Source organism: Acinetobacter sp. P8-3-8 (genome assembly GCF_000214135.1).
Taxonomy (GTDB): Bacteria; Pseudomonadota; Gammaproteobacteria; order Pseudomonadales; family Moraxellaceae; genus Acinetobacter.
The window spans coordinates 84,661-97,843 of sequence record NZ_AFIE01000001.1 but is presented as its reverse complement, the minus strand read 5'-3'; the positions used below and the strand labels follow the sequence as shown (position 1 = coordinate 97,843).

At 38.1% G+C, this 13,183-nt stretch carries 10 protein-coding genes; 1 reads left to right on the top strand and 9 read right to left on the bottom strand.

From position 1 onward, the window contains the following. Nucleotides 1–42: 42 nt before the first annotated feature. From hpaE to GGG_RS0100440, 3 genes are read right to left on the bottom strand one after another with little or no spacing between them, the layout of a single operon-like run. Nucleotides 43–1,503 carry a 5-carboxymethyl-2-hydroxymuconate semialdehyde dehydrogenase gene (gene hpaE / locus GGG_RS0100450; RefSeq protein ID WP_010111160.1) on the bottom strand — a complete coding sequence of 487 codons (1,461 nt, stop codon included), beginning with the start codon at nucleotides 1,501–1,503 and terminating at the stop codon, nucleotides 43–45. Nucleotides 1,504–1,523: 20 nt separating this feature from the next. Further along, entirely contained in the window at nucleotides 1,524–2,285 is a 762-nt protein-coding gene (locus tag GGG_RS0100445) for a fumarylacetoacetate hydrolase family protein (RefSeq protein ID WP_010111157.1), read from the bottom strand. A 3-nt stretch (nucleotides 2,286–2,288) separates the two neighbouring features. Continuing rightward, nucleotides 2,289–2,948: a fumarylacetoacetate hydrolase family protein gene (locus GGG_RS0100440; RefSeq protein ID WP_010111155.1), complete on the bottom strand. Its 660-nt coding sequence runs from the start codon at nucleotides 2,946–2,948 to the stop codon at nucleotides 2,289–2,291. Between the two features lie 149 nt (nucleotides 2,949–3,097). Here GGG_RS0100440 and hpaA point away from each other — a divergent pair, with 149 nt between their 5' ends. Then, nucleotides 3,098–4,006 carry a 4-hydroxyphenylacetate catabolism regulatory protein HpaA gene (hpaA, locus tag GGG_RS0100435; RefSeq protein ID WP_010111153.1) on the top strand — a complete coding sequence of 303 codons (909 nt, stop codon included), beginning with the start codon at nucleotides 3,098–3,100 and terminating at the stop codon, nucleotides 4,004–4,006. Nucleotides 4,007–4,301: 295 nt separating this feature from the next. Here hpaA and GGG_RS0100430 read toward each other — a convergent pair whose 3' ends face one another. The 6 genes from GGG_RS0100430 to GGG_RS0100405 form a co-directional block, all read right to left on the bottom strand. Continuing rightward, on the bottom strand, nucleotides 4,302–5,744 hold the full coding sequence (locus GGG_RS0100430) for an NAD-dependent succinate-semialdehyde dehydrogenase (RefSeq protein ID WP_010111151.1): 1,443 nt from the start codon (nucleotides 5,742–5,744) through the stop codon (nucleotides 4,302–4,304). A gap of 24 nt (nucleotides 5,745–5,768) precedes the next feature. Next, the gene (locus tag GGG_RS0100425) at nucleotides 5,769–7,181 is read right to left on the bottom strand and encodes a sigma-54-dependent Fis family transcriptional regulator (protein WP_010111149.1); all 1,413 of its coding nucleotides are present in this window, start codon (nucleotides 7,179–7,181) and stop codon (nucleotides 5,769–5,771) included. A gap of 26 nt (nucleotides 7,182–7,207) precedes the next feature. Continuing rightward, the gene (locus GGG_RS0100420) at nucleotides 7,208–8,350 is read right to left on the bottom strand and encodes an iron-containing alcohol dehydrogenase (RefSeq protein WP_010111148.1); all 1,143 of its coding nucleotides are present in this window, start codon (nucleotides 8,348–8,350) and stop codon (nucleotides 7,208–7,210) included. A gap of 15 nt (nucleotides 8,351–8,365) precedes the next feature. Next, a complete protein-coding gene (locus GGG_RS19320; RefSeq protein WP_010111146.1) occupies nucleotides 8,366–9,304 on the bottom strand; it encodes an alpha/beta hydrolase in 939 nt (312 codons plus the stop codon). Then, complete coding sequence (locus GGG_RS0100410; protein ID WP_010111144.1) at nucleotides 9,301–10,782, bottom strand: NAD(P)/FAD-dependent oxidoreductase; 1,482 nt, start codon at nucleotides 10,780–10,782, stop codon at nucleotides 9,301–9,303. Before GGG_RS0100410 ends, GGG_RS19320 begins: the two co-directional genes overlap by 4 nt. Nucleotides 10,783–11,231: 449 nt before the next feature. Beyond that, nucleotides 11,232–13,067, bottom strand: coding sequence for a DUF1302 domain-containing protein (locus GGG_RS0100405; RefSeq protein ID WP_010111143.1), 1,836 nt, complete (start codon nucleotides 13,065–13,067; stop codon nucleotides 11,232–11,234). Nucleotides 13,068–13,183 lie beyond the last annotated feature (116 nt).

Sequence of the window (13,183 nt, the reverse complement as noted above, 5' to 3'; positions counted from 1 at the left end):
AAATTTTATTCATCATCTAAACGATTTTCTTAAAAAGGGAGCTTAAGCACCCCAATGTGGAATATGGTGTGAGCCCATTGAAATACAAACATTCTTTAACTCAGTAAAGACCTCAAAGCTATATTCACCACCTTCACGACCTGTACCTGAAGCTTTCACACCACCAAAAGGCTGACGTAGGTCACGTACGTTCTGACTGTTAATAAATACCATGCCCGCTTCAATTCCCGCAGCTACACGATGCGCTTTGCCAATATCTTGTGTCCAGATATATGAAGCTAGACCATATTCAACATCGTTTGCCAATTGAAGTGCTTCTGCTTCATCTTTAAATTTCAATAAGCAAACCACTGGGCCAAAAATCTCTTCCTGCGCGATACGCATACGATTATCAACATTTGCAAAAACCGTTGGTTGAACAAATTGTCCATTTTTAAGATGTTCAGCTAGACCAACAGGACGCTCCAAACCACCAGCAACCAAATTCGCACCTTCTTCGATACCAATTTTGATATAACCTGTCACTTTGTTGTAATGCGCTTGGGTAATCATTGACCCAACCTGAGTGTTCGGATCCTGTGGATCACCGACCTGAATATTTTTAGCACGGCGAGCAAATTCTTTCACAAATTCATCATAAACAGATTCTTGAATGAAAATACGGCTTCCTGCTGTACAACGTTCGCCATTCAGTGAAAAAATAGTAAACAAAGCTGCATCTAATGCACGATCAAGGTCTGCATCTTCAAAAATAACCACAGGTGACTTACCGCCCAATTCCATGGAGTACTTTTTCAAGCCTGCGTTAGCCATAATCTTACGACCTGTTTCATTCCCACCAGTAAACGAAATAGCACGAACATCAGGATGCTTTACTAAGGCATCACCTGCATTAGCACCATAACCTTGCACGACATTGAAAACACCTTCAGGAATACCCGCTTCCATCGCTAAGCGTCCTAACTCGTTGGCAGTCAATGGTGAAAGTTCTGACATTTTTAAAACAGCGGTATTACCTAAAGCTAAACACGGCGCAGTTTTCCATGTTGCTGTCATAAACGGTACATTCCATGGTGAAACTAGACCACAGACACCCACGGGTTGATGCAACGTGTAATTCAACATTTGATCATCTACTGGATAAGTATGTCCATTCACACGTGTACACACTTCTGCAAAGAAGTTGAAATTATGCGATGCGCGTGGAATCAAAACATTTTTCGTTTGATGAATCGGTAATCCTGTATCTAATGTTTCTAATTCTGCAATTTTAGCAACGTTTTGATCAATCAATTCACCCAGATTGCGCATGAGACGAGCACGTTCTTTAGCAGGTGTTTTCGCCCATTTTGGAAAGGCATTTTTTGCCGCAGCAACAGCTAAATTAATTTCGTCCTGACCACCACTTGCTACTTCGCCAATCGCTTCATTGGTTGCAGGGTTATAGTTGGTAAATGTTTCTTTGCTTTCTACTTCTTTACCATTAATCCAGTGCTTAATCATTTTACTCATCCTTAATCTAGTTAAACTGTTTTAAAAAAATCTGATTCTGAAACGATAAAGTTGCGCAACTTACCAACACCCTCTATCTCAACCACCACTTCATCGCCTGGAACAACATCCGATAAACCTTCAGGTGTACCCGTTGCAATCATGTCGCCAACTTGTAGAGTCATAAATGAAGAAATGTATTCGATCAGGAAAGGCACGTCAAAAATCATGTCTGCAGTCGTTCCCTCTTGACGAAGTTCACCATTCACCCATGTTTTAAGTGCTAAATTATTAGGCGCAGGAACTAAACTTTTATCGATGATATATGGCCCAACAGGTGTCGTTGAAAGGCGGTTTTTGACTCGTAAATTTGGACGATAGTAATTTTCTAAGAAATCACGAATCGCATAGTCATTACACAAGGTATAGCCTGCAACATAATCTAAAGCATCTTCACGTTTCACATTTTTAGCTTGCTTACCAATCACAGCAACCAATTCACATTCATAATGCATGTAATCAACATTGTCTGGACGCCACGTTTTTTGGTTATGTCCTGTATAAGTGTTTGGTGCTTTGATAAAAATTAACGGTTCCTTCGGTGGCTCAAATGCTAATTCACGGGCATGATCAGCATAATTTAGACCAAGTGCAAACATGGTTCCCTGTGCTGGAGCTAACCATTCAACAGCATGTTCATCTAGTATTTCACCTGTCGCTAAAGTGACTTGAAGCTCGTCATTAACCTGAACATTATGAATTTCATTGTTGTAGCGGATGCGTGCAGTTTTCATGACTTAGTTCCCTTCTTGCTGAATCGTATTCGTTACCGAACCCAATTGATCAATTTCAATACGAACCACATCACCGTCTTGTAAATCAACACGACCGTATGGTGTCCCTGTCAAAATGATGTCACCTTCGTTTAAAGGCATATATTCTGAAATTTCTTCAATAATTTGCTCAGGTGTTCTAATCCAATTAGCCGTTGTGCCTTGCTGTTTCAATTCACCATTCACAAATACACGCAACTCAAGTTGCCCAATATTCTGAATTTGTTCTTTAGCGACAGGTGTACCAATCACACAAAACCCATCCTGACACTTTGCTTTCACAGCTGGACGGTAATAGCTTTCTTCAGGAAGGCTCAGCTCATTCACCACGACATAACCAGCAATATGCTGTAAAGCATCACTTTTCGAAACTCGACTGGTACATTTCCCGATGACAATGCCTAATGTAGGTCCAGCTTGTAAAATATCTCCTTTTCTTTTAACAATAGGAGCACCTGATTGATTGCGGGTATTGGGTGTTTTGATAAATAAAACAGGTTTTTTCGGTTCGCTTAGATAAGGCTTTTCATTAAACTGCGCTTTTAAGAATGCATACAAGTCTTTATAATTCAAAGCTATACCAAAAATATTTCCATTTATTACGAGGTTTTTACTATCAATCATTGAACACTCTCATCCTTTTTCATCTAGCCTTGATCAGCCAGATTTCCTATGAATTACTTAATATGTTAAATATATAGTTAATATATTAACAAATGCAAGCCATTTTTAGGTTATGATGTAAAAAATATACTTTTCATGGACAAGAAAGGATGAAACTAGACACTATTCCAAATTTGCATATGGGAGAAGTTTATGATCAACGCTATGCGGATGCAGAAATTCATTATGATGCCTTAGAAAAACTTGCCAAATTCTTTGGTATGAATATGTCACCACATAGACATGACCGTTTCTTCCAACTGCATTTTATTAGCAAAGGTACCGTTCGTGTTTTTTTAGACGATGTAAAATATGTATGTCATGCACCCGCATTCTTTTTAACGCCACCGTCTGTCGCACATTCATTTATTACAGATCCCGGATGTGAAGGTCATGTACTCACATTACAACAAAATATTATTTGGCCCTTGTTGCAAGTAGATTTAAAGGCACAGCATATCTCTCCCATATGTCTGCACGCCTCTCAACTCAGATCTGAGGATTTAAAAGATCTTACTTTATTAGATACTTATTTACGTGAACTCAAACAAGAATTTAACACCAACAAATACGGTAAGAGTTTTGCATTAAAAAGCTTAATTAGCTTAGTTTTCCTACAAGTATTACGACTCGCTGAGGCTGTACCACCACGTATTAAAAACAATTGTGGCGATCTTGCAATTTTTAGAAAATTTAACGAACTTATCGAAAGCAACTATGATCAACACTGGCCTCTTATACAATATGCTGATTTTCTAACAATCACAGAAACTCGCTTAAATGATATTTGTCGTCGTTTAGCCGATATTTCTTCTAAGAAATTAATCTATGATCGGCAAATGCAAGAAGCTAAGCGTCTTTTAATTTTTACAGATACTTCAATTAATCAAATTTGCTATCAATTGGGTTTTAAAGATCCTGCTTATTTTAGTCGTTTTTTTCAACGACACGCAGGAATTAGACCCTCCGAATTTAGACAAACCTACTTGCAACAGGAAAACAGCACCAGCAAATTATGAATAAAAAGCTTTTCTATAAGCGTCAAGTGTAGTGTGCATCCCCACACGATTAGCAAAATAAAAAAAGACTTTGTATGGTGTTAACACCCTAATGTGTAAACGTTCACATACAAAGTCTTAGGATATTTTTAAACAATTGTTTTTGAATAATCGCCTTTCAATTGCGCTATTGAATATTGTGTCGTTTGAATATGGATATTGTAGATAGTTTAAGGGTGTTGGGCTGTTTAATAAGCCGATATAGTTTTATTAAAGCGACATACACTCACTATAACCAACACCTTCTTTCAAAAATTTAGCTCACATTACCCAAACACACATATTTCATTTCCAAATACTCATCCATGCCATATTTCGACCCTTCACGTCCGATTCCCGATGATTTTACTCCACCAAAAGGTGCAGCAGCGTTGGAAATAAGCCCTGTGTTTACCCCAACCATGCCATATTCCAAACCACGTGATACACGGATAAATTGATTAATGTCTTGAGTAAATACATAGGACGCCAATCCAAACTCGGTATCATTTGACATCGAAATTGCTTGCTCTTCACTGCTAAATTTAAAAATAGGTGCAAAAGGACCAAAGGTTTCTTCTTTAGCGCATAACATTTCTTGGGTCACATCTTTTACAACGGTAGGTACACACCAATTGTCTTCATTCTGTGTGGTTTTACCTGTGACTAGGCTTGCACCTTTTGATAATGCATCTTGAATATGTTCTTCAACTTTTAGCACAGCTTTGCGATTAATGAGCGGACCAATGTCCGTTGAGGCATCTAAACCATTGCCCATTTGCAGTTGTTCAACTTTAACTTTAAGCTTTTCAACAAAAGCCTCATAAATTTCACTTTGAACATAAATTCGATTTGCACAGACACAAGTTTGCCCTGCGTTTCTAAATTTGGTGTCCATAACACCCTGCACAGCTTGATCCAAATCTGCGCTTTTAAATACAAGAACTGGTGCATTTCCACCTAACTCTAGCGACATCTTCTTAACAGTCGGTGCGCTTTGTGCCATCAATTTTGCACCAATTTCTGTAGACCCAGTAAAACTTAACTTTTTAATGATTGGGCTTTCAGTAAAAATTTTGCCAATTTTTGCCGATGAACCTGTAATAACATTAAAAATACCTGCTGGAAATCCTGCTTTTTCAGCTAATTTAGCGATTGCCAAAGCGGTTAATGGTGTTTCTGACGCAGGTTTGACCAAGATACTACAACCCGCAGCTAAAGCTGGTGCAACTTTACGTGTGATCATTGCTGCTGGAAAATTCCATGGCGTAATCGCAGCACATACACCGACAGCCTCTTTAAAGACTAAAATTTCACTCGAAGCTGATGAAGGAATAATATCACCATAACCTCGTTTAGCTTCTTCACTGAACCATTCGATATAGCTTGCAGCATAAGCAATTTCACCTTTCGCTTCTTTGAACGGTTTGCCTTGTTCTACGGTCATGATGGTCGCAAGTTCATCTTGGTGTTGCATTAACAAATCAAACCAGTTGCGTAATAAACGACTACGTTCATTTACTGCAACATTTTTCCATTGTTTTTGAGCGATTTCAGCATCCACAAGTGCTTGTTTAATTATACTTTCATCAAGCACAGGAACTGTCGTGATGACTGAGTTGTCTAATGGATTCAAGACTTGAAGATTTTCATCCGCACTTAACCATTGACCATTCACTAAACATCTGTTTTCAAATACAGAAAGTGTTGTGATATCCATACTGTATATTTCCTAAAATATAATTTATGACTTAAATCGTGCGATTTTCTTCACGAGCGTTGACTGCTCCACACCTAAAGCTTCTGCTGTTGCACGGGTTGAACCGTGAATATTGAGTGCACTGATAATTAAATCTTTTTCAAAAGCTAAAACACGATCTTTTAAATTTAGTCCGTGATTGCTTTCTACTGAATGCGCCCGTAAATATTCAGGTAAATCCTTTAAACTAATTTCAGATTGAGGTGTACTCACCATCAAACGTTCAACAACATTGATTAATTGGCGAATATTTCCAGGCCAATCATATTGAGCTAAGGATTCAATCACTTCTGGGCTCAATGACTTTTCGAGTTGATATTTTTCATTGAAGTTTCGCTGATACTGCTCAATCAAAGGTAATATCTCTGTACGTCGTTCACGTAGTGGTGGTAAAACAATATCAATCACATTAATTCGATAATATAAATCTTCTCGAAATTCGCCTTGAGCGACCATCTCATCCAGATCACGATGCGTTGCCGAAATGATGCGAATATCGACTTCTTTAAATTCAGTACCACCTACAGGTAAAAAGCGATTATCTTCAATAACTTTTAATAGTTTGACTTGCATATTCAGCGGTAAATCACCAATTTCATCTAAAAACAATGTGCCTTGATGAGCAATTTCCAATAAACCTTTCTTACCCTTTGCAGATGCGCCCGTAAACGCACCGGGAACATAACCAAACAACTCCATTTCAAGTAAATTGTCTGGCATTCCAGAACAATTCAGTTCGAGAAAAGCATGTTCAGCTCTTGGGCTAATACTGTGTAGATAACTCGCAAGCTTGCTCTTACCAGTCCCAGTTTCACCTCTCAGTAAAACTTTGCTATTAAATTTAGCAACATTGGTCACCAAATCAAAGATTTGCTGTGTTTCTCTAGAAACGATCAACGCTTGCGATGAAAAAGAAACTTTGTATTGTGACTGACTACGAAATAAATTTTCTAACTGTTCCTGTGCATGCTTAGCACGTAGTAATTCGGTAATATCTCGAACACTTGTGACCACACAAATCAGTTGATTTTTCTCATCAAAAACAGGGCTTCCTGTCACTAAAATATTTTGCGAGCCATTGATGGTCTGTACTAATGTCACAACTTCATTACGTTTAAGCACTTCTAATGAAGCAGAATTGGATAAATAACCCAACTCCACCAAATCACCCATAAATCGACCGATCAATATATTGCGATTTAATCCAGTAATTCGTTCATATGCACTGTTTACAGCAATGGTTATCGCATCTGCATCAGTGATATAAATTCCATCCTGAATTGCATTAATAATTGAACGAATCGGCTCAACATCGAATATAGAACGACCATCTGCACCCATTAGCGAAAAACGATCATTATGGGTTTTCATAAATGAAATAACCTGATCTATAGTCATGTTGATCTCCGCCGAATGAATATGAATTAATACGCTTCACTATAAATCGCTTCAATATCTTGCACAGACAATCGGCGTGGATTATTTTTCAGTAAACGCTCTACCTTAATCGCTTCAGCAGCCAAGGCAGGAATATCCTGTTCTGCAATACCAAAATTGCGTAAACCCGCAGGAATATTCAACTGTTCGCAGAATCGATGTAGGAATTCAACCAAGACTTCGGCATTGTGCATATGATTTTGAGTGACCTCTAATTTCAGTAATACTGCAATACGGCTTAATCGTTCTGCGCAACCTAAAACATTCCACTTCAATACATAAGGCAACATCAACGCATTACTTACCCCATGAGGCATTTTGTATTTACCGCCCAATGGATATGCCAATGCATGTACTGCACCAACACCTGCATTACCAAAGGCCAAACCTGCCATTAAACTAGCTGTTGCCATCTTTTCCCGAGCCAGCAAATTGCTCGGCAACGCATACGCTTTAGGTAGATACTCAATAATCAGTTCTATCGCTTGTAATGCCAAAGCATCAGTAATTTCAGAATGATGAATAGAAATATAGGCTTCAATCGCATGAACTAGAGCATCAACTCCACTCGCTGCCGTGACTGAAGCTGGGCAACTCACAGACATTATGGGTGAAACTATTGCAACATCTGGAAGTAATGCATCAGCAACAATACCTTGCTTCATTTGATTGGCATTGTCAGAAAGAATTGCAATATTGGTTACTTCTGAACCAGTCCCCGAAGTTGTCGGCACAACGATCAAAGGAATATCACGGTTTTTAATTTTATCTGTACCAATATAATCGTGAATATTACCTGTTTGACCTGCAAGTGCTGCCACACATTTAGCAATATCCAATGCACTCCCACCGCCGACACCGATTACAGCACGACATTGATGGGTATGATAAAAATCAATACAGTCTTGAACTTGCTCTAATTCAGGTTCAGGTTTTACTGAGTCGTAAATTGAATACTCAATATCTAATATATTCAGTACATGCTGAATGGTTCCAGACTTTACGACACCTTGATCACTGACAATTAACGCTTTTTGAATTTTAAATTGATCGACTGCTTGCACTAAATATTCGAGTGCATCCTGCCCAGTAATCAATTTATTCGCACTTTTAAAGGTAGAAAAGCTCATTTACAATCCTATTTTTCAAATTCGTTTTGCAATATATCGACCCACTAATTCTAAATATTGCTCTGCCACAGGTAACTTACCTGCTAAGGTAAAAATACCGTGCATCAATCCTTTTAAATGATGATATTCGACATTCAAACCACTCTTAACAGCTTGATCTAAGTACAACATTGCTTCATCACGCAGTGGGTCATGTTCCAATGTGAGTAAGAAAATGTCTCCATTTTCGGCAATGAATGGCTGTTCAAGTAATGAGATCTGAGCGTATTCTTGGTCTGAACTAAGCAATTGTAGAAAGAACCAATGCATCGTACTGGCAACCAAAGGAAAGCCTGCTTGATAAGTCTGATAGCTTTGAGATTCAGGCATATAACCAATCGCTGGATACAATAAAACCTGTGCTTTTAAAGCAATACCATAGCGTTGGAAAAAGTTTTGCCCTAAATGACCTGCTAAATTGGCTCCAGCACTATCACCAAACATCACCATCCGTGTTGGATCTACAGATAATTCATTTTTATGCTCAATGACATACTGTAAGCCACGTTGACAATCCTCAAAGGGTACTGGAAATTTCGCTTCTGGCGCCAAACGATAATCCACGGCAATAACGCGCACATTTGCAATATCTGCAAGCTTTCGACAAATTGAGTCATGGCTATTTAAATTGCCAATCACCCAACCACCACCATGAATAAAGAATACTGTTGCACGAGCTTCTTCACGATCAATCTGTGTATCATAGATCCGCAGATTAATCGGTTCACCTTCAAACTGAGCTGAAATATCTTGGGTTTGAATATGTTCCAAATCCTGCATTGCAGCTAAGACACAATTATTTTCATAGGTTGAACGTAGTAGTGAAATCTCACCTATTTTTTCAAATGACTTCCCACCATTTGCTAAAAAAGCATCGATAATGGGTTGCGCATCTGGATGCAGTAAAAAACTCATGCGGGTTCGCCTTGTTTAGCCTCTAGTGAAACCACTATATAATCAGCGAGCTTAAATTGGGTATAGTTACGATAAGTTTCAACATTTAATGGCCAGTTATTAATAACTTTACCCGCTGCATTTTTGTACCAACTTGAACAGTCTGAAGAAAATGCCGAATCGATCATTTTGGCTTGAATATCTTGGTTATACGCTGAAAATACAGGCTGTTTCACATCAACCAATACATCTTCACTCAGAATATATTTTACAGCGTCGACAATATATTGATGCTGAATCTCTAGCATTGTCACAATCGAGTTATGGTTTAGACTGGTATTTGGCCCATAGACAAGGAACATATTATTAAAACTTGGAACAGTTAATCCTAGATAAGCTTCTGCACCATCTGCCCAAACTTCTGATAAACGATCACCTTGATTGCCAATAATATCTAATTCACCATTGAAATTTTGACTTGCAAATCCAGTCCCAAAAACGATGATATCGGCTTCAATCAGCTCACCTGCCGTGGTCATTACCCCATTCTCAGTAAATTCGGCAATACCATCAGTCACTAAAGTAACGTTATGACGTGTTAGTGTAGGAAAATAATCATCTGAACGGAGAATGCGCTTACAACCAAATTCATAATTCGGTGTCAGTTTTTTTCTTAATTCTTCATCCTGAATGCTATTGTGCAAATGTTCTAATGCGACACGAACCCCTTCTTGCTGCGCCGCAGTCCCAACCTGAGTACGATCAAAGCCATTCTCACGGAAGTTGTGAATATAGTTACGGCTCTCAAAAAATTTATCTGGATTTTGTTCAAACTCATCCAATTCAGCTTCAGTAAATATTTGTTGATTACGTGGCATGATCCAATTTGCTGAACGTTGAAATACAGTCAAATGATCAGCTTCTTTTGCCACTTCAGGAATATATTGCACCGCACTCGCTGCATTACCAATACTAATCACTTTCTTAGCGACGAAGTCTGTAGAACTATCCCATTCTGCTGAATGGAAGAATTTCCCTTTAAATTTTTCTAAACCTTTAAAATCTGGAATGACAGGTTTATTTAATTGCCCCCACGCTGGAATAAAGACTTTTGCTTTTACAGGCGCGGCATTTTTAACTTCTAAATCCCAAAGTTGTTCATCCGCATTCCACGTTGCTTTCGTAATTTCTGAGTTATATTGAATTTGCGACTCTAATTCATAATGCTGTGCAAAACGTTGTAAATAATCGAGTAACTCACCTTGCTCTACATACATTTTGCTGACACGTAAGTTTGGAAAATAACTAAAACAGTAAATATGAGACTCGGTATCACATGCAGCGCCCGGATAAGTATTATCACGCCAAACGCCACCTAAAGTTGGGGCTTTTTCAAAAACTTGAAAATTAGTAATACCATTTTGTTTAAGTTGAGCAGCCATACCAAGACCGCCATAACCTGAACCTAAAATTGCCACATCAATAATTTGATTTTTCATCTATAAATTCCTTTTTCAAAATTTCCGAGTATTCAGAAAATAATCATCAACAGTATTGATTTAACAAGAAGCGTGCCAACTCTTAAAAATTCATTAAACAACTGTTTTTGTTAAACTAAAAATAAATAAATACATTAAGAAGTGATGAATTAATTCAATTTAGCTCAATCATTGATGAAAAAATTCCTAAAAACTCGATGGAATTGATGACTCATTGACCAAAAGATGTATCGCTTAATATGCGATATTTCTTACTTAAGCCATCAAATGCTGTTCAAACGGCACAACTCCTTTACGCAACGCTGAGTTTGTACCGACCGTACGAATGACCTTAGTTGTGTGATGTTATGTGATAAAACACTTGATTGAATATTTGATGTAACGTTGATTTGATGCATTCGGATTGCTTCACATCAAATCAGCGTCATTTCTGAGAAATTACAAATCGATTAAAAATTTGCTCTTAAGGATAATGATACGAAATCTCTATCATCGATCATGCTGAATTCATTCGAACCAAAAAAGTTGTAGTAAGCCAATTCAGTTGTGTATTTTTTCTGATACGTAGCGGACAATGTCGCTGCAATACTCATTTGCCCTTCCTGAAAATTCTGACTATAACCATGTACATCATGGCGGAAAGTCAGGCTCGGCGTAACCACTGTTGCAGGTAAAAGGTCTTGATAATTCAATGCACCACGTAATCGATAACCGTATGACCATTCACTCATAAAACCTTCGTCATTACAAAAACGTTCATTCAAACGGTCAATTTCATCATTAGACAAGTGTGCTGTACCGTATGGCGTACACTTAAACTCACCTGTTTCAGGATTGTATGCGCCTGAAGTCATCTCACTACGTCCGAATGGCCCCGTCCGACCAAAACGATAATCACCAATTTCAGCAATATGGTTTACAGCAGCTTCAGCAGACCAACTCAAACTGCTTGCACCTAAAATATTTGGAATACTGCTACTTGCACCAATTGAAAATTGAGTTACAGGCAATCTTCGATAGGCATTGATAAATTCTCCGGGTTCAAAAGAAACACCCGGCGAGGTCAGTGGTGTATTTTTATCTAAAACCTCTGCATATACGACATCTGTACCATTGAATTGCATGGGTAGATTTGGCTTATACGTTAACTCACTGAAAATATTTGTCTGATCAATTTTTCCAGTCAAACTTAAGCCATACATTTTGATATCTGTAGGATAAATTGAATAAAAAGTAGAGGTTTTAAAATTCTGCATCCCGGGCGCTGTAGCAGCATAAGCATCAAAATTTGGATTACGGCTATGGTAATTCGCAAAATACACACCAAGCTCGGCATCATTTAAACTGGGTAAAGTACGTTTTAAAGAAAAACCATATTGCCCACTATCCTTTGCCATATGACTTGAACTACGTGGAATATAAATTCCATCTCGAAGCGCCGTTTCCGAGTATTTGTCCCCTGGTGCAAATGTAATCAAAATTGGACCACAGTTTTCTGGAACAAAATCAGAAGCTGCAAAAAAAGTCCCACAACCATCTATCACAGAGGGTCTGAACTTAAACTGGTAAAACCCTTCCAATTTCAGCTTGTCACTTAAACCTGCTGAAAAAGAAAACATTTCGACAGGGATAACTTTTTCTCTTGGATCACCGCCGGGTCTATTCATCGCAGCATAATCAAAGGCATTGATAGAATTCAGACCATTTTGGAAAAACTGGGATTTCCCCCAATTAAAAACATGTTTACCCAATTTAAAATTGAAAGATTGCCCATTATCAAATGTAGAATTCTTCCAAATGTAAGCATCCCAAAGGTCTATCCCTTTAAATTTGGCAAGTCTTGGCCATGCAGAATCATCAAATGCTTTTAAATCACCATGTCCTGTTTCATAAGCATGGTCATACCAATATTTGGTACTGAGTACAGCGCCTTGCTGTTTTCCATTCAATCGAAATTCAGTATAACCTTTCACGATTTGTGATATCGCATCACCTTTACTGAAGTTTGCTCGACCATCATCCCCATTGGTATCAATACTTGCACCATACTTACCAATTTTGTAAGCATCTGGGCGATAAAGTAATGATGCAGATGGATCTTGAGTACTCCAGTTTTGACCTAGGCTGATACTTGAATTGGTCTCAAATTTCCAATCTTCATTGATATCAAAACCAATTGCTGAAGCTTTTGAGACGGCTAACAGCAATCCTAAAAACGTACCTAATTTTTGAATAAAAACAATATTCGCTTTGACCTTATCCAAACGTACATGCTTATGTACCATACGATCTCCATATCGATATGATTTTGCGAGTAGTCTTCTTGACTGCGCAGAAGTTAAATTATTTTTTAATTGTTTTATTTACAGCAATGCTTGCTGATCTATAAAAGTTATTGAAT

What these genes read in the sequence shown, in the direction of transcription:
- hpaE (WP_010111160.1), bottom strand. Translation starts at nt 1,503, where the DNA reads ATGATTAAGCACTGGATTAATGGTAAAGAAGTAGAAAGCAAAGAAACA.
- GGG_RS0100445 (WP_010111157.1), bottom strand. Translation starts at nt 2,285, where the DNA reads ATGAAAACTGCACGCATCCGCTACAACAATGAAATTCATAATGTTCAG.
- GGG_RS0100440 (WP_010111155.1), bottom strand. Translation starts at nt 2,948, where the DNA reads ATGATTGATAGTAAAAACCTCGTAATAAATGGAAATATTTTTGGTATA.
- hpaA (WP_010111153.1), top strand. Translation starts at nt 3,098, where the DNA reads ATGAAACTAGACACTATTCCAAATTTGCATATGGGAGAAGTTTATGAT.
- GGG_RS0100430 (WP_010111151.1), bottom strand. Translation starts at nt 5,744, where the DNA reads ATGGATATCACAACACTTTCTGTATTTGAAAACAGATGTTTAGTGAAT.
- GGG_RS0100425 (WP_010111149.1), bottom strand. Translation starts at nt 7,181, where the DNA reads ATGACTATAGATCAGGTTATTTCATTTATGAAAACCCATAATGATCGT.
- GGG_RS0100420 (WP_010111148.1), bottom strand. Translation starts at nt 8,350, where the DNA reads ATGAGCTTTTCTACCTTTAAAAGTGCGAATAAATTGATTACTGGGCAG.
- GGG_RS19320 (WP_010111146.1), bottom strand. Translation starts at nt 9,304, where the DNA reads ATGAGTTTTTTACTGCATCCAGATGCGCAACCCATTATCGATGCTTTT.
- GGG_RS0100410 (WP_010111144.1), bottom strand. Translation starts at nt 10,782, where the DNA reads ATGAAAAATCAAATTATTGATGTGGCAATTTTAGGTTCAGGTTATGGC.
- GGG_RS0100405 (WP_010111143.1), bottom strand. Translation starts at nt 13,067, where the DNA reads ATGGTACATAAGCATGTACGTTTGGATAAGGTCAAAGCGAATATTGTT.